Consider the following 16,341-nt stretch of genomic DNA (forward strand, 5'->3'; position numbering starts at 1 on the left):
CCGCACAGCGATTGCGGTGTCGACTCAGCGGCCCGCGTAATACGCCGGTTGCGCGATATCGGCCAGTAACCCCAGACCGCTCGGCTGCCACCCCAACTGCTGCCGCGTTGCCTCGCTGGAGGCGGGCACATCTTCGCTGGCGAAGCCTGCGAACCAGCCAAAATGCGCGGCATCGCGCGACTCCACCGGCAAGCCCAGCTTGTGCCCGATCGCTTCGGCGATCTCGCGAAATTGCACCCCGCTGTCGGCAACGGCATGGTAAGCGGCCTGACGCGTCGCACCTTCCAGCGCCAGCCGATACAGCCGGGCCGCGTCGGCAACATGCACCGCCGGCCAGCGATTGGCGCCTTCTCCGATGTAGGCCGATACGCCCTTCTCGCGCGCCAGGTCGATCAGCATCGGCACAAAGCCATGGGTTTCGCCAACGCCGTGGACCGAGGACGGCAAGCGGATGGTGGCCGCGCGGACACCGCGCTCGCCGAGCAGGCGCGTGGCCTCTTCCGAACGGCGCGGATAGGACGGATCCGACGCAGGCAGATCGGCTTCGCTGGCGACCCGACCGAACGCACGCAGTGCCGACAAGGTGGAGGTCACCAGCAACGGCTTGTCGCTGTCTTGCAACGCGTCGCCCAGCGTGTCGATCACCAGGCGATCCTGCGCGGCATTTTCGGTATAGCGGGAAAAATCGTGATTGAAGGCCAGATGGATCACGCCATCGGCAGCGCGGGCGGCCGCGCGCAGGCTGTCCAGATCGTCCAGCGTTGCATGCAACACATCGGCGCCTTTCGCCTTCAACGTCTGCGCTTTTTCGGGCGACCGCGACAGACTGAGCACGCGATGCCCGTGCTGCAGCAACTCATCAACCACCGCTGTGCCGACCCAACCGGTGGCACCTGTGACGAATACATGCATGTGGATCCACCAATTCATGAGGAACCGAAATGCTATCGACGCCAGAGATACCCTTACAGTCGTGAGATTATCCCGGTATAGCAAGTAACAGGATCGGACCATGGCCGACGCCACTCTTGGTAGCTACCTGCGCGAGCGGCGCGAACGCCTGGACCCTGCCGCGCTGGGCTATCCCGGCGGCCGGCGGCGCACCCCCGGCCTGCGCCGGGAAGAAGTGGCGCAGCGCGCCAACATCAGCGCCACCTGGTACAGCTGGCTGGAACAGGGCCGCGGCGGCGCGCCCTCGGCAGGCGTGTTGAACCGCATCGCCAAGGCCTTGCTGCTCACCGATGCCGAACGCGAGCACTTGTTTCTGCTCGGGCTGGGGCGCCTGCCCGACGTGCGCTATCACCCGCCCGCCGGCGTCACCCCACGGCTGCAACGCGTGCTCGATGCGATGGAAACCAGCCCGGCTTTCATCCGCACGGTGAGCTGGGACGTGGTCGCCTGGAACGCGGCGGCCGCAGCGGTGCTCACCGACTACGCAACGTTGCCGCCCAGCGAACGCAATGTGTTGCGGCTGATGTTCCTGAGCCCCGCATCGCGGGTGATGAATCTGGATTGGGAAGGCGTGGCCAGATCGCTGGTCACCGTGTTCCGCGCCGATGCAGCGCGCGCAGGCGCCAACGCCGCCATCGCCCCGCTGGTGGAAGAGTTGCGCAGCCGCAGCGAAGACTTCGCCCGCTTGTGGGAAGCCGGTGAGGTCAACGACCCCAGCGATGGCATCAAGCATCTGCGCCACCCGATCCTTGGCGAGATGGAGATGGAGTATTCCTCCTTTGCAGTGGAGGGCCGCACCGATCTGATCCTGCTGGTATGCAATCCCATCCACCAGGCCGACGCCGGCAGCATCCGCGCGTTGACCAGCGGAGCTGCGGCGCGCGGCTGAGCACCGAGACAACATGCAGCCCAGTTGCCGCTCAGGAGCTGAGGTGAGACACACTCCGCGCACACAACGTCGCTGATCTCCCTGCCCGCTGCTGCCAGCCCACAAGGTGCGCGGCAAACTAAACAAGCCAACGACGATTGAGCAGACGGCCGCATGGCACCAGTCGACGGGCAACGTTCAAGTGCCTGCCGCGAAAATGCCACCACATAAGGCTCCGCGTGCGCGCTCCAGGGCAGATGAGCCGGAAATTTCAATCATTCGTTTAAAACAAGCCTAACTTCGCCTATCTGGACAGCATCGGCCACATCGCGCAGACTTCCGACCTTTCCGCTCTCCCGGATGTCATGGCCCACCTGCTGCTGTTGCATGGCCCCAACCTCAACCTGCTCGGCACCCGCGAGCCGGAGGTCTACGGGCGCACCACACTGGCGCAGATCGATGCGGCCCTGGTGGACCGCGCGCAGGCGGCCGGGCACACGCTGGCCTGCCTGCAGTCCAACGCCGAGCACGTGCTGGTGGAGCGCATCCACGCCGCGCGCGAAGACGGCACCGCCTACATCCTGATCAACCCGGCCGCCTTCACCCACACCTCGGTGGCGCTGCGCGATGCGCTGCTGGCCGTGGGCTTGCCGTTCGTGGAAATCCATCTGTCCAATCCGCATGCGCGCGAGCCGTTCCGCCATCACAGCTATCTCAGCGACAAGGCCGACGGGGTGATCTGCGGCTTCGGCGCAGATAGCTACCGGCTGGCGCTGGAAGCGGTGATTGCGCGGCTGGAGCGCGACGCATGACACCCGCATTGCCGGCGCCCGCGTCGACACGCTGACCCCATTCCGCCGGCAACCGCCGGCACTCCCCACCGATTCACCTCATGAGGCCCGTATGGATCTCCGCAAAATCAAGAAACTGATCGACCTGCTCGAAGAATCCAATCTCGCCGAAATCGAGATCAAGGAAGGCGAAGAAAGCGTGCGTCTGGCGCGCGTGCCCAAGGGCACGACCGTGGTCAGCGCGCCGGTGCAGCAGTACGCACCCGCTCCGCTCGCGCAGGCCCCGGCCGCAGCCGCAATGCCGATGCAGTCGCCCACCGAAGCCTCCACCGGCGGTGCCAAGCAGGGCCCCGCCTTGCCGGAAGGCCACGTGCTGCGCGCGCCGATGGTTGGCACGTTCTACATCTCGCCGGCCCCGGACAAGCCGGCCTTCGTCACCGTCGGCCAGCAGGTCAAGGCCGGCGAAACGCTGGCGATCATCGAGGCGATGAAGATGTTCAACCCGATCGAAGCCGACGTCTCCGGCACCATCGTGGCCATCCTCGGCGAGACCGGTCAGCCAGTGGAATTCGATCAGCCGTTGTTTGTGATCGGCTGAACGGCGGGGATTGGAGAGTCGTGATTCGGGATTCGCAAGAGCGACCGCATGAGCGCCTGATGGTATGGCGCGATGCGATGTCGCTTGTCGAAGCGATCTACCGTCTGAGCCACGACTTTCCTGATTCCGAACGCTTCGGACTGACGGCACAGATGCGGCGCGCGGCGATCAGCGTGCCTTCCAACATCGCCGAAGGTGCCGCGCGGCGCTCTACCGCTGACTACCTGCGTTATCTGTCGATAGCGCGGGGTTCGCTGGCGGAACTGGACACGCAGCTGCAGATCGCAACACGGCTGCAGTTCGGTTCGCCCGATACGGCAACTCTGGATCTCTTGAATCGCACGTTTGCCAGGCTCAATGCATTGATCCGCACGCTGGACGAATCGCGACATCTGCGCGAGCCCGGCGCCCTCTACGAATCCCCCCTCTCGAATCCCGAATCCCATGCTCGATAAAATCGTCATCGCCAACCGAGGTGAAATCGCGCTGCGCATCCTGCGCGCGTGCCACACGCTCGGCATCCGCACGGTCGCGGTGCATTCCACGGTCGACCGCAACCTCAAGCACGTGGCCATGGCCGACGAGTCGGTGTGTATCGGCCCGGCGGCCTCCAGCGACAGTTACCTCAATATCCCGGCGTTGATCGCCGCGGCCGAGGTCACCGATGCGCAGGCCATCCATCCCGGCTACGGCTTCCTGTCGGAAAACGCCGACTTTGCCGAGCGCGTGGAAGAATCCGGCTTCATCTTCATCGGCCCCAGGGCCGACACCATTCGCCTGATGGGCGACAAGGTGGAAGCGATCCGCGCAATGAAGGCCGCCGGTGTGCCATGCGTGCCCGGTTCGGGCGGCCCGCTGGGCGATGACATCGTCGCCAACACCAAGGTGGCGCGCGAGATCGGCTACCCGGTGATCATCAAGGCCGCCGGCGGCGGCGGTGGGCGCGGCATGCGCGTGGTGCATTCGGAGGCCGCGTTGAAGGCCGCCATCGAAACCACCAAGTCCGAAGCCAAGGCCGCTTTCAGCAACGATCAGGTCTACATGGAGAAGTTCCTGGAAAATCCGCGTCACGTGGAAATCCAGGTGCTTGCCGATGGCCAGGGCGGTGCGATCCATCTGGGCGAACGCGATTGCTCGATGCAGCGCCGCCACCAGAAAGTGGTGGAAGAAGCGCCGGCACCGGGCATCACCGAAGAACTGCGCAACGAGATCGGCAAGGTCTGCGTGGATGCCTGCATCCGCATCGGCTACCGCGGCGCCGGCACCTTCGAATTCCTGTTCGAAGACGGGCGTTTTTACTTCATCGAAATGAACACGCGCATCCAGGTGGAGCATCCGGTCACCGAGCGCATTACCGGCATCGATCTGGTCTGCGAGCAATTGCGCATTGCCGCCGGGCAGAAGCTGACCATCAAACAGAGCGACATCGTGCTGCGCGGGCATGCGATCGAATGCCGCATCAATGCCGAGGACCCGGAAACCTTCATGCCCAACCCGGGTCTGATCACCGCGTTCCATCCGCCCGGTGGCCCGGGTGTGCGCGTGGATACGCACATCTACGCCGGCTACAAGGTGCCGCCCAATTACGACTCGATGATCGGCAAGTTGATCGTGCACGGCCCGGATCGCGAAACCGCGATCGCGCGCATGCGCGTGGCGCTGAGCGAGATGGTGGTGGACGGCATCAAGACCAACATCCCGCTGCAGCAGCGCATCATGCGCGACAAGGGCTTCCAGGCCGGTGGGCAGAACATCCACTATCTGGAAAAGCGTCTGGCCGAGCGCAAGAACAAGTCGATCGCGCTGGTTTGATCGACGCACGCAGATAACGAAAAAGCCCGGGAAACCGGGCTTTTTCGTAGTTCACGCTGTTGACGCACAGACACCGCGCATCACTCACGCCGCGGCGCCGCCGGCTGCTGGCTACCCGGCACCGGCACGATGCCGCTGGACGAGGACGGGTCGACCACGGTCATGGTTTCGGTGGACCCATCCGGCCACACCACCTGGAAGGTCGCCCCGGCCGGCAATGCCGAAAACGGCATCGCGCTGCTGGCGCGATACACCGCTGCCACCTGGCTGGCGCCATGCCGTCGCTGCTGTTCGTCGGCAGTGACCGTGGTCGACTTGACCGACAGCGGCTGGTAACGGTGATCGGCGGTATCGATCATCACGATGCCAACGGCCGCTGCCGAATACGCCACGAACAACGCGACCCAGAACCAGAACTTGGCGCCATGCGCCAACCGACGGTAATTCATGACTGCGCTCCCGGCTCGGACACCAGTGTATCGACCATCTCATCCACCCTGTCTGCTCCCTGCCGCGGCACCGCGGCGTCGAATACGAATGACACAAAATCCTGTGCGCTATCGCGCGAGCAGATGCCCGCGTTGGCGCAATAACTGGTAACCAAGGTGCTTTCGGCGCTGCAATCCAGGCCCAGCCGGCATGCAGCGACCTGCCAGGCCAGTTCGGCGAACTGATCGCCGGCCACATAGCCCTGCAGACTGTCGTCGCCACTGGCACGCGCACCCATGGCCGGGGCAAGCGCCAGATAGGCTTCCGGGTCGCGCGAGACCAGCACGCGCTGCACCAGCGCGCGCTTGTAGGTCGGCGATGTCTGCAAGGGCTCGCCCAGCGCAAGCAATGCCGCCTCGGCAGCCAGGTTGCCGGCGCGCGCGGCGGCCTGACGTTGCTGCGCAACCAACTGCGGGCTCACGCCATCGCTGGGCGCAAAGCCTGCGCAACGCTGCGCCACGCGCTCGCGTGCCGCGTGCATCGCCACCACGCCGGGGGTGTGTTGCGCGGCGATCCATTCGCTGTCGGCAGCGTAGCCGGCCGGGCTGGCCGCGTACGGCGCGCAGTAGTCGTAGACCCGGCTCAAGCGCCAACCGGCCTGCGCATCGCCGGCACGCACCTGCTGCTGCAATTGCTGCGCGTAGCGATACAGATCCGTTTGCGCATCCACGGTATCGCGATAGGGCAACTGCAAGGCGGTGCTGCGTTCGGCAGGCGCGTGTAGCGCTGGCGCAAACAAGCTTGCCTGCGTGCTGCTTGCCGGGGCCGCTATCGCTGCAGCGGGCGACTCGGTCGGTTGCGCACGCACATGCCACCACGCTGCCGCTGCCAGCGCAGCAGGTGCGAGCAACAACCAAAGATGGCGGGCACGAGCAAGCGGCATGAACGGCAGCGACCCTGGCGCGGGAAAGCCCCGCAGCGACGGCGCGGAGTCTAGCACCCGCCTTTCGCACGCCGCGGTGCGCAAGCGGGCGCTGCCTGCGCAAACTGCGGGAAGGGCAATGCATGGAATGATGGTCTGCGCGCGAGTTTGAAGTGAGTGACGCGCCGTGGCGATTTGGTTGCCGAGACGCAAGCGTGCGGCACGCCCTGCAGCAGGACACGCGCCGCCGAATGCACTGAAGCGCCGAGCACCGCACCACCGGCGCTTGATGCGCTGCCTCGTCGATGCCGCTGCCACGTCTCGACATCGATCTTCAACCTCCGCATCGTCATTGCGCACCGATTGCCCAGACCGCCCCTTCCGCAGCTTCGCGCAAGAGCCCGCCTGCACGAATGGTCTACGATGCACGCTTTCGAATTGCCCAACTGCCACGATGCCGTTTCTTGAACTGACCCTGCCCTGCTCCGATGCCACCCAGCCCCGTTACCAGAATGCGCTGGACGATATCGGCGCGCTGGCGGTGACCCTGCTCGACGCCAATGCCGATACCAGCAACGAGCGCGCCATTCTCGAACCCGGCGTTGGCGAAACGCCGATGTGGAACACGATTGTGCTGAACGCGCTGTTCGACGGCGACAGCGATGCGCTGGTGCTGCTCGCTGCACTGGAGGCGTTCGATCCCGGGCTGGACTGGAGCCAGGTCGGATTCCGCACGGTCGAAGACACCGATTGGGAACGCGCCTGGATGGATCAGTTCAAGCCAATGCAGTTCGGCGCGCGCACCTTCATCGTGCCCTGGAATCACGACCTGCCCGAGGCCGCGCAAGCGCCCGACGCTGCGGTGGTGCGGCTGGATCCGGGCCTGGCCTTCGGCTCGGGCACGCACCAGACCACCGCGCTGTGTCTGCGCTGGCTGGACAGCCTGGCCGGCAGCGGCGAACTGCAGGGCCGCCGCGTGCTCGATTTCGGCTGCGGCTCGGGCATTCTGGCCGTCGCCGCGCTGAAGCTGGGTGCCGCCAGCGCGGTGGGCGTGGACTACGACCCGCAGGCGGTCCTTGCCACCGCCGACAATGCCGAGCGCAACGCCGTGCAAGCGCAGTTGGCGGTGTATCTGCCACAGGACGAGCCGGTGCAGACCTACCCGGTGGTGGTCGCCAATATCCTGGCCTCGGCGCTGGATACCCTGGCCGAGACCCTGGCCGCGCGCGTGGCACCCGGCGGACGGATCGCACTGTCAGGCATCCTGCACGGCCAGGAAGACGAGCTGCTGCAACGCTACGCGCCGTGGTTCGAGCAACTGCGCTGCGAACGCGACGAAGACTGGATGCGCATCGACGGCATCCGCCGCGCCTGACGCATCCCGGGTTTACCGCGGGGGCCGGCCGGCGCGGATCTGCGCGGTGGTCAACGCGTCGGCAACGCTGATCGCGCGCAACCGGGTCACGGCCTGCCAACCATCGCGCTGCAGCGCTTCGTTGCGCCAGCGCCCGGCGTGTCTGGCCACGCGCACGCGGAGTAATGCGTCGGCCAGCAACACCACCGCCCAGGCAATGGACGATACCCACGCCTGTGCACCGATCATGGCCAGGCCGCCAGCCAGGCCCACGATCGACAGGCCCAGCGCCAGCAACCGCCATTGCCGGTAGCGCAGCGCCCACGCGCGCGGCGCCAGTCCGGCCGACCAATGCACGCCTTCGCGCACTGCCGTCCAGTGCGCACCGCGCTGCCAGATCTGGTAACACGGCGCGCCGCGAAAGTGCGCAACAGCGGGATCCAATGGCGAATGCGCAGGCCAGGGCGCCACCTCAGGTGGTGCCGACGGTGCTGAATCCCGTCGCGCTGGATCGGATTTGGGAGCGGCTGGCTCGACCATGAACACCTTCCTTGAGTTCGCTGTGATGTCGTCGTCATCGACACGTAGACAGTATCGCAAACATATGGCGATATGAAAGTTATACGAACTATCCCCCGGCGCTGCTAGAGCTATATCTCCCGGCCCTGTCTGCCATTCATCGGTGCCGTGTGAGCAAGCTGTACGAGCGAGTACGCGAAGCCCGCAGCTTCACCAAGCTGACCCAGGAAGCCCTGGCCGGCGAACTGGGGGTCACCCGCAGCGCCGTCGCTCAATGGGAAATGGCCGAAGGCACCGCGCCTTCGGTGGAGAATCTGATCGGCCTGGCCAAGCGCAGTGGCATGGCGTTCGAATACCTGGCCACCGGGCGCGGCGAGCGGACATTCGGCCCGCCGGTCTCGGCGATCGCCGAAGAACCCGCCCAATACCGTCGCCTGGACGACCAGCAGCGCGTACTGCTGTCGCGCTTCGATACGCTGGCACCGCGTCAGCGCAGTGGCTTGCTCGATCTATTGCTGGCCGAGACCAAGACGCGTCGGCGGCGGTGATTCGGGAATCGGGAATCGGGAATCGGGAATCGGGAATCGGGAATCGGGACGAGCTTGCTTGTCTGCGTTTGACCAGGCAAGCCATGCCGACAAGGACCGCTGAGTGTTGACGCTGCGATTCGAGATTCGCATTGGGAGCTCGCTCTGAGCCCGCCTGGTCTGCTGCTGCCGCGCCTTGGCGCGTGTCCGCCGCAGCCAGAGGTGTTGCGAAGATGCAGTCAACGCCACTGCCGCGCGCGCTTCATGCAAGGCACACCTGCTGAAGCACTCCGGTTCGCCCATTGGCGTGCGCGTGGTTGAATAGGGGTCTTCCCGCTGCACGTCTGCCGATGTCCGAGACTCCGCCACCGCGCCGCCCCCTGGCCACGTTCCTGCGTGCGACGCCGGCTGCCCCATCGCTGATTCCCACGCCGGCCGTGCCACCTGCCGAGCCGCCCGAGCAGCCGCTGCCGGTACCGACGCGCCAGTTGCCGCCCGCGCCATTGGCAGAGCCGGCCGCCGCGCCGCAGGCCGCGGTCGTTCCACCGCCGGTGGCGCCGCTGGTGACAGCGCCGCGCGCCGACACGGCACGCGCGGCCACCACCACCCCACGCAGCGATGACCGCCAAACTGCAGCAGGCAACGCCAATCCGGATCGATTGGGGTGGAACACCTCCAGCACGCGCGACGTCCCCGGCGATACCGAGGAAGACACAACGCTCGGCGCTGATGACAACCGCGATGCGATCTCTAGTTACGCCGGCACGCATTCGACTGGCGCAGTTGTCGGCAGCATCGCGGACGCAGGCCGGGAGACCGATCTCGATGCCGATGCCGATGCCGATCAACATCTCAATTTCGATGTCGATCGCGATACCACACCCGACACCGCCGCCGCCCCGGCATCCGAGACCGCTCCGCAACCAGCCACCAAGGCAACCCTCAGCAATGCGGGCCACGCCGGCACCACCACCGCCGCACACTTCCAACCACTCCCAGCCGCAGCCCAACCCGCGCCCGCCTTCGCCCGCCGCGGCTTCACCCGGCCGCGTCTGCGCGCCAGCGGGCGGCAATGGGCGCTGTTGATCGGCTTGGTCGGTTTGTTAGCGCTGCAGATCGTCATCGCCGACCGCGCGCACCTGGCCGCGGACGCGCGCTGGCGGCCGCTGGTCGGCGCGGCCTGCGAGGTGCTGCGGTGCACGTTACCGGCCTGGCGCGAACCGGCCGCGCTGACCCTGCTCAACCGCGACGTGCGGCCGCTGCCCACCAACCCCGGCGTGCTGCAGATCCAGGCCAGCTTCCGCAACGACGCGCGTTGGGCGCAGGCCTGGCCGTGGCTGCAGCTGTCGCTGTCGGATGCCGACGGCCGGGTGATCGGCACGCGCGTGCTGGCGCCGCAGGAGTATCTGGGCCAACGCCCGGGCGCGCAGGACACGCTCGCGCCAGGCCAGGCGGTGCAGGTGGCGTTTCGCGTGCGCGAACCGGCCGCCAGCACCGCCGCCTTCAGTTTCGATTTCCGTTGAACGGACGCGACCGGCCACCGATGGCCACACGGGCGTGGCGAGCGATGAGGTCACGCGCTAGACTCACTCCCCCTCGCCGGCCACGCATCCCGGCTTCGTGACACTGGGAAACCTCCTTTGAACGCAGCCCCCGCTCGTCCTGACACCAGTCGTGGCGCCCCGAAGTCGCCGCTGCGCGAACACGTGGCCCAGTCCGTCCGCCGTTATCTGCGCGACCTGGACGGCAGCGACGCCGATGATGTGTATGAAATCGTGCTGCGCGAGATGGAGATCCCGTTGTTCGTCGAAGTGCTCAACCACTGTGAAGGCAACCAGAGCCGCGCCGCGGCGATGCTGGGCATCCATCGGGCGACGTTGCGCAAGAAGCTGAAAGAATACGGGCTGACCTAACGCCGGGATTAGGGATTAGGGAATCGTAAGCGCGGTGCTGCGTCGCTGGCTGTTCAGTGCGCTCCACTGCCGTGGTTGACGGAGCCAAGCCGCTCTGCGCGCTGATGCATGGAGCGTCTTCTGGATGCCTCGCTCTGCCGATGCGGATCCAGGGCCGACATGCGCGTTTCACTCTTCGTGACCCGCTCCAGGGACTGGCGACGCCAGGCGGGCGGCAGTCATCGGGGTCACCGCAATGCGTGTTTGAGCAGATCAGGCCAACTGCCGCTCATCGGGCAGTTGGCCGCAGCCGCTGATCAACGCCGCAGATCGCCTGCGTGCGTTGCTTGCTCAGTGGGGTGCATGCGCATCAGGCGCGTGATCGGCTGCAGACGCCGGCCCGCCGCCATGCTCGAGCACGATGGTGTCGATCGTGTCGAACGGATCGTCGAATTTTTCGACCACGTTCTTGTCGTCGTCGACCTGATAGGCGGTGTCGGCCTCGACGCCCTCCTCGCCGGTCTTGGCAATGATGTTGGTATAGCGCTTGCCGTCCCAGCATCGGAAGATCAGCACCGAGTCTTCGCCACCGGTGAGGGTGGAGCCCAGGCTACCGATCAATCGGCTGTTGGCGCCCGCGGTCAGGATGCTGTTCTTGCCGGCGGTCAACTTGCTGCGGTCGCCTGCCATCAGCGTGCAATCGTCGCCTGCGGTGAGTTTGCTGCGGTCCCCGGCGGTGAGGAAGCTGTTGCTGCCGGCCAGCAACTTGCTGCGATCGCCGGCGATCTGGGTGCTGTCGGCGCCGGCGATCAGCTTGCTGCGGTCGCCTGCGGTCTGGATGCTGCCCCTGCCGGCGATCAGCGTGCTGCGCGAGCCCGCCGTCTGCGAACTCAGCTTGCCGGCGATCAACATGCTGCGATGACCGGCAATCTGGGTACTTTCGTGTCCTGCGATCAACGAGCTTCCGTAGCTTGCGATCTGGTTGCTGCCATAGCCAGCGGTCAGATAGCTGCGCACGCCACTGGTCAAGGTGCTGCCATAACCGGCGATCAGCGAGCTGTCCTGTCCTGCGGTCTCGGTGCTGCCGTAGCCTGCCGTCAGCGTGCTGTTGTCCAGCGCCATCAGAGTGCTGCCGTAGCCAGCGGTCAGCGTGCTGTCGCCACCGGCGGTCTGGCTGCTGCCGTAGCCGGCGATCAGCGTGCTGGAAAACCCGGCGATTTCGGTACTGCCGTAGCCGGCGGTCAGCGAGCTGTTTTCCAGCGCGGTCAGGGTGCTGCCATAACCGGCGGTCAGGGTGCTTTCGTAACCGGCGGTCTGGGTGCTGCCATACCCCGCGATCAGGGTGCTTTCGTAACCTGCGGTGGAATTGCTGCCGTAACCGGCGGTCAGGATGCTGCCATGGCCGGCCGTTTGCGTGCTGCCGTAGCCGGTGGTGAGCCAACTGATTTCCTGCGCCGTCTGGGTGCTGCCGTAGCCAGCGGTCAAGGTACTTTCGTAGCCGGCCGTCTGCGTGCTGCCATAGCCGGCAATCAACGAACTCTGGAAGCTGGCGGTGGACGTACTGCCGTAGCCGGCGATTAGCGAACTGCTTTCCTGCGCGGTCTGGGTGCTGCCATAGCCGGTGGTGAGAATGCTCTTGTAACCGGCGGTCTGGGTACTGCCATAGCCGGCAATCAGCGTACTGTCGTGGCCGGCGGTCGATGTACTGCCGTAACCGGTGGTGAGCGTGCTGCGCTCCTGCGCGGTCTGGGTGCTGCCGTAGCCGGCGGTGAGAATGCTTTTGAAGCCGGCGGTCTGGGTGCTGCCGTAGCCGGCGATCAGCGAGCTGTCGGAGCCGGCAGTGGACGAACTGCCATAGCCGGCAGTGAGCATGCTGCCTTCTTGCGCGGTCTGGGTGCTGCCGTAGCCGGTGGTCAGGATGCTTTTGAAGCCGGCCGTCTGCGTGCTGCCATAGCCGGCGATCAGCGAACTGTCAGAACCCGCGGTTGAGGTGCTGCCGTAACCGGCGGTGAGGTCACTGCCCTTACGTGCAGTTTGCGTACTGCCATAGCCGGCAGTGAGCGAGCTGTCGCCCCCGGAGGTCTGGGTGCTGCCATAGCCGGCGATCAGCGTGCTGTCGGCACCGGCAGTCGACGTGCTGCCATAGCCGGTGGTGAGGTCACTGCCCTTACGTGCGGTTTGCGTGCTGCCGTAGCCGGCAGTGAGCGAGCTGTCGCCCCCGGAGGTCTGGGTGCTGCCATAACCGGCGATCAGCGTGCTGTCGGCACCGGCGGTCGACGTGCTGCCATAGCCGGTGGTGAGGTCGCTGCCTTTGCGCGCCGTTTGCGTGCTGCCATAGCCTGCAGTGAGCGAACTTTCCCCGCCGGAGGTCTGGGTACTTCCGTACCCTGCAATCAAGGTGCTGTCGGCGCCCGCCGTGGAGGTGCTGCCGTAGCCAGTGGTGAGGTCGCTGCCCTTGCGCGCGGTTTGCGTGCTGCCGTAGCCCGCAGTGAGCGAGCTGTCGCCGCCCGATGTCTGGGTGCTGCCGTAACCGGCAATCAAGGTACTGTCGGCGCCGGCCGTGGAGGTACTGCCGTAGCCGGTGGTCAGGTCACTACCGCTGCGCGCCGTCTGGGTGCTTCCATAACCGGCAGTCAGCGAGCTTTCGCCGCCGGAGGTCTGCGTGCTGCCATAACCGGCGATCAAGGTGCTGTCGGCGCCGGCTGTGGAGGTGCTGCCGTAGCCGGTGGTGAGATCGCTGCCCTTGCGTGCGGTTTGCGTGCTGCCATAGCCGGCGGTGAGCGAACTTTCGCCACCAGCGGTTTGCGTGCTGCCGTAGCCTGCAACCAAGGTGCTGTCGGCGCCGGCAGTGGAGGTGCTGCCATAGCCGGTTGTCAGGTCGCTGCCGCTGCGTGCGGTCTGCGTGCTGCCGTAGCCGGCGGTCAGCGAACTGTCGCCACCAGAGGTTTGCGTGCTGCCGTAACCGGCAATCAAGGTGCTGTCACCACCGGCCGTCGAGGTACTGCCGTAGCCGGCGGTCAGATCGCTGCCTTTGCGGGCGGTCTGCGTGCTGCCGTAGCCGGCAGTCAGCGAACTGTCGCCACCAGAGGTTTGCGTGCTGCCGTAACCGGCAATCAAGGTGCTGTCACCACCGGCCGTCGAGGTACTGCCGTAGCCGGCGGTCAGATCGCTGCCTTTGCGGGCGGTCTGCGTGCTGCCGTAGCCGGCGGTCAGCGAACTGTCGCCACCGGAGGTCTGGGTGCTGCCATAACCGGCAATCAAGGTGCTATCTGCACCGGCGGTTGCGGTGCTGCCATAGCCGGCGGTCAGATCGCTGCCTTTGCGCGCGGTTTGCGTACTGCCGTAGCCTGCAGTGAGCGAACTGTCCCCGCCGGAGGTCTGGGTGCTGCCATAGCCGGCGATCAGCGTGCTGTCGGCACCGGCGGTGGAGGTGCTGCCGTAACCCGCAGTGAGGTCGCTGCCGGTACGGGCGGTTTGCGTGCTGCCATAGCCTGCCGTCAGCGAGCTGTCGTTGCCCGATGTCTGCGTACTGCCATAACCGGCGATCAGGGAGCTATCGGCACCGGCGGTGCCCGTGCTGCCGTAGCCGGCGGTGAGGTCACTGCCGTCCTGCGCTGTCTGCGTGCTGCCATAGCCGGCAGTGAGTGAGCTTTCTCCACCCGAGGTCTGGGTGCTGCCGTAGCCGGCGATCAGCGAGCTATCGGTGCCCGCCGTGCTGGTGCTGCCGTAGCCTGCGGTGAGGTCGCTGCCGTTCTGCGCGGTTTGGGTGCTGCCGTAGCCGGCAGTCAACGAGCTGTCGCCGCCGGAGGTTTGCGTGCTGCCATAGCCGGCGATCAGCGAGCTGTCGGCACCGGCAGTTTCGGTACTGCCGTAACCTGCCGTCAGCTCGCTGCCCTGGCGAGCGGTCTGGGTGCTGCCATAGCCGGCAGTGAGCGTGCTGCCCCCGCCGGCGGTCTGGGAACTGCCATAGCCGGCCACGATGGTGCTGTCGGATCCGGCCACGCCGGTGCTGCCATAGCCGGCGATCAACTCACTGCCGTTACCCGCGGTCTCGGTACTTCCATAGCCTGCGATCAGCTGACTCTGATCGGCGCCGGTGAGCGTGCTGCCATAGGTGGCGATTTCGCGTGTGCGAAGGATCGCATTTGACAGCTGCGCGGCTTGTGGGTCGGTGCCGTTAGGCGGTGATGGAAGTGGCGCGGTGGAATGCGGACCGCTTTCAACAGCCGGCGCGGTGAACTGCGCGTGCGGTGCCTTGGGCGTGAATTCCGCAGCCATGACGGTGTCGACAGGCAAGTCGGGTTTGGGTGGCGCGTGTTGCTCGATGCCGGCGGCGATGCAGCTCATCGCGCCCGCACGGTTACCGGCGTAGACCACGTCGGCCTTGGGGAACTTGATCATTCCCTCTTCGCCCAACCAGATGATATCGGCGGTCTCCACCATGCACACCACCCAGTGCGCATCGGCATGCATGTTCAGATGCGCATTGGTTCCCTGCCCCCACAACAAACCGGTCAAGCCATTTTCCTGCTTGACGCTAGGCTGCCAATGCCTGCATTCGACCGGACCGCTTTTCGGCCAGATCAATCCGCAATGATCGGACATGTTGTTTGTGCATGTGCGTAATGCCAAAACTTTTTCACGATTCATAAGATAATCTCATCTGAATTTTCTAAAACAGCCGCGCAAGTCAGGTTCATGCCATCGCCGATAGAAAGATGGGAGCGTCGCCCATGCGGGCGAAACGCATCCTCCCGCTGGCAAGGACTGCGTCGGAACGGCAATGGTGGTCCTTCGGGAGCGCCCTAGGGCGCGAAGTGCGCTGGGGTGTCTTGCTTGAATCGCAGGGTCATGGATCGCCGTGACGGCAAGACGCAGCTAGGGGTGAGGGCAAGGCTGGCTCCTGCGCGGCAGCCCTTGCAGCAAGTAGTGGTGGACGCCTCGCCGACAGCGTCGTTGCCTTTGAACGTTAGGGAACTCAACAGATCAGCGAGTCCAGATCGTGATTCAGCAGCACGTGGCAGATGTCGCCGCAGCAGAAAACATGTTTCCGATACCGAAGCGCGAAACGCACATTGCGCCGAGATTTCCAACTTTTTTTCTAAATATGCGAACTGGTGTTGATTATGTCATTCGGCGAATCGCTCGCTTTCGAGTAACCCAGCAGCCCACTGATTTTTTACAGCGGCATATTTTCGTGATTAACGCCTGATTTATTGGTGAATTGGCTCACTAAATCAATTTAAACCCGATGGTCGAATGTCGCTTTTCGGATGTGCGCTCCGTCATTTGGCGTTTGTGACGCGGACTTTATCTCCTGCATCAGCGCGCACTTCGTCCCTGCCGGGTCGGTCATGCGCGGCGGCTGCCGCATTTACGGCAAGCCGTCAGCGCGCTGCCATGACTGACATCAGCTGCAGTCAGCACACGACACCACCGCAGGTGGCCGTTCGATTGCCGGTATCTCGCCGAGTGCCAGACAGCCTTGGGTGGAGCGATCGCTTCGCCGACGCCTGCGTGATCATGTCTGGCGACCGAACAACTCGACCGAGCGGCACGTGGTCGTCACCTGCTGTCGCCAGATGCCCGTTGCGCTCTAGCGCCCACCAACCCTGCGTCCGTGTAGCAGCGCCTGGAAGCTCGCCGCCAGCACGCAGATCAAGGCGATCGCGAAGGTG

14 protein-coding genes are annotated in these 16,341 nt (G+C 65.4%); 9 read left to right on the plus strand and 5 right to left on the minus strand.

The window, feature by feature from the left end; translation table 11 throughout:
- Positions 1-24 precede the first annotated feature (24 nt).
- Positions 25-912, minus strand: a complete 888-nt coding sequence (locus tag AC1KVG_RS07555; RefSeq protein WP_481093997.1) for an SDR family oxidoreductase — start codon at positions 910-912, stop codon at positions 25-27.
- A 100-nt stretch (positions 913-1,012) separates the two neighbouring features.
- Here AC1KVG_RS07555 and AC1KVG_RS07560 point away from each other — a divergent pair, with 100 nt between their 5' ends.
- The 5 genes from AC1KVG_RS07560 (at position 1,013) to accC (ending at position 5,020) form a co-directional block, all read left to right on the plus strand.
- Positions 1,013-1,840: a helix-turn-helix transcriptional regulator gene (locus AC1KVG_RS07560; protein ID WP_481093998.1), complete on the plus strand. Its 828-nt coding sequence runs from the start codon at positions 1,013-1,015 to the stop codon at positions 1,838-1,840.
- A gap of 344 nt (positions 1,841-2,184) precedes the next feature.
- A complete protein-coding gene (gene aroQ / locus AC1KVG_RS07565) occupies positions 2,185-2,631 on the plus strand; it encodes a type II 3-dehydroquinate dehydratase (protein ID WP_481093999.1) in 447 nt (148 codons plus the stop codon).
- Between the two features lie 91 nt (positions 2,632-2,722).
- Entirely contained in the window at positions 2,723-3,208 is a 486-nt protein-coding gene (gene accB / locus AC1KVG_RS07570; protein ID WP_006451539.1) for an acetyl-CoA carboxylase biotin carboxyl carrier protein, read from the plus strand.
- A gap of 77 nt (positions 3,209-3,285) precedes the next feature.
- Positions 3,286-3,663, plus strand: a complete 378-nt coding sequence (locus tag AC1KVG_RS07575; protein ID WP_481094000.1) for a four helix bundle protein — start codon at positions 3,286-3,288, stop codon at positions 3,661-3,663.
- Positions 3,653-5,020, plus strand: coding sequence for an acetyl-CoA carboxylase biotin carboxylase subunit (accC, locus tag AC1KVG_RS07580; RefSeq protein ID WP_006451537.1), 1,368 nt, complete (start codon positions 3,653-3,655; stop codon positions 5,018-5,020). The genes AC1KVG_RS07575 and accC overlap by 11 nt, the downstream gene beginning before the upstream one ends.
- Positions 5,021-5,100: 80 nt before the next feature.
- Here accC and AC1KVG_RS07585 read toward each other — a convergent pair whose 3' ends face one another.
- A complete protein-coding gene (locus AC1KVG_RS07585) occupies positions 5,101-5,469 on the minus strand; it encodes a hypothetical protein (protein ID WP_006451536.1) in 369 nt (122 codons plus the stop codon).
- Complete coding sequence (locus AC1KVG_RS07590) at positions 5,466-6,392, minus strand: hypothetical protein (protein ID WP_481094001.1); 927 nt, start codon at positions 6,390-6,392, stop codon at positions 5,466-5,468. The genes AC1KVG_RS07585 and AC1KVG_RS07590 overlap by 4 nt, the downstream gene beginning before the upstream one ends.
- Before the next feature lie 433 nt (positions 6,393-6,825).
- Here AC1KVG_RS07590 and prmA point away from each other — a divergent pair, with 433 nt between their 5' ends.
- Positions 6,826-7,746, plus strand: a complete 921-nt coding sequence (gene prmA / locus AC1KVG_RS07595; protein ID WP_180315470.1) for a 50S ribosomal protein L11 methyltransferase — start codon at positions 6,826-6,828, stop codon at positions 7,744-7,746.
- 12 nt (positions 7,747-7,758) lie between these two features.
- On the opposite strand, the gene AC1KVG_RS07600 is transcribed toward prmA, so the two are convergent.
- Complete coding sequence (locus AC1KVG_RS07600) at positions 7,759-8,271, minus strand: hypothetical protein (protein ID WP_481094002.1); 513 nt, start codon at positions 8,269-8,271, stop codon at positions 7,759-7,761.
- A 143-nt stretch (positions 8,272-8,414) separates the two neighbouring features.
- On the opposite strand from AC1KVG_RS07600, the gene AC1KVG_RS07605 reads away from it, so the two are divergent.
- The 3 genes from AC1KVG_RS07605 (at position 8,415) to fis (ending at position 10,684) form a co-directional block, all read left to right on the plus strand.
- Positions 8,415-8,792: a helix-turn-helix domain-containing protein gene (locus AC1KVG_RS07605; protein ID WP_006451532.1), complete on the plus strand. Its 378-nt coding sequence runs from the start codon at positions 8,415-8,417 to the stop codon at positions 8,790-8,792.
- Between the two features lie 329 nt (positions 8,793-9,121).
- On the plus strand, positions 9,122-10,294 hold the full coding sequence (locus tag AC1KVG_RS07610) for a DUF3426 domain-containing protein (protein WP_481094003.1): 1,173 nt from the start codon (positions 9,122-9,124) through the stop codon (positions 10,292-10,294).
- A 117-nt stretch (positions 10,295-10,411) separates the two neighbouring features.
- Positions 10,412-10,684, plus strand: a complete 273-nt coding sequence (gene fis / locus AC1KVG_RS07615; protein WP_043908547.1) for a DNA-binding transcriptional regulator Fis — start codon at positions 10,412-10,414, stop codon at positions 10,682-10,684.
- Positions 10,685-11,014: 330 nt separating this feature from the next.
- On the opposite strand, the gene AC1KVG_RS07620 is transcribed toward fis, so the two are convergent.
- On the minus strand, positions 11,015-15,313 hold the full coding sequence (locus tag AC1KVG_RS07620; protein ID WP_481094004.1) for a beta strand repeat-containing protein: 4,299 nt from the start codon (positions 15,311-15,313) through the stop codon (positions 11,015-11,017).
- Positions 15,314-16,341: the final 1,028 nt, after the last annotated feature.

Source organism: Xanthomonas sp. NCPPB 3959 (assembly GCF_056675575.1).

What these genes read in the sequence shown, in the direction of transcription:
- AC1KVG_RS07555 (WP_481093997.1), bottom strand. Translation starts at nt 912, where the DNA reads ATGCATGTATTCGTCACAGGTGCCACCGGTTGGGTCGGCACAGCGGTG.
- AC1KVG_RS07560 (WP_481093998.1), top strand. Translation starts at nt 1,013, where the DNA reads ATGGCCGACGCCACTCTTGGTAGCTACCTGCGCGAGCGGCGCGAACGC.
- aroQ (WP_481093999.1), top strand. Translation starts at nt 2,185, where the DNA reads ATGGCCCACCTGCTGCTGTTGCATGGCCCCAACCTCAACCTGCTCGGC.
- accB (WP_006451539.1), top strand. Translation starts at nt 2,723, where the DNA reads ATGGATCTCCGCAAAATCAAGAAACTGATCGACCTGCTCGAAGAATCC.
- AC1KVG_RS07575 (WP_481094000.1), top strand. Translation starts at nt 3,286, where the DNA reads ATGTCGCTTGTCGAAGCGATCTACCGTCTGAGCCACGACTTTCCTGAT.
- accC (WP_006451537.1), top strand. Translation starts at nt 3,653, where the DNA reads ATGCTCGATAAAATCGTCATCGCCAACCGAGGTGAAATCGCGCTGCGC.
- AC1KVG_RS07585 (WP_006451536.1), bottom strand. Translation starts at nt 5,469, where the DNA reads ATGAATTACCGTCGGTTGGCGCATGGCGCCAAGTTCTGGTTCTGGGTC.
- AC1KVG_RS07590 (WP_481094001.1), bottom strand. Translation starts at nt 6,392, where the DNA reads ATGCCGCTTGCTCGTGCCCGCCATCTTTGGTTGTTGCTCGCACCTGCT.
- prmA (WP_180315470.1), top strand. Translation starts at nt 6,826, where the DNA reads ATGCCGTTTCTTGAACTGACCCTGCCCTGCTCCGATGCCACCCAGCCC.
- AC1KVG_RS07610 (WP_481094003.1), top strand. Translation starts at nt 9,122, where the DNA reads ATGTCCGAGACTCCGCCACCGCGCCGCCCCCTGGCCACGTTCCTGCGT.
- AC1KVG_RS07620 (WP_481094004.1), bottom strand. Translation starts at nt 15,313, where the DNA reads ATGAATCGTGAAAAAGTTTTGGCATTACGCACATGCACAAACAACATG.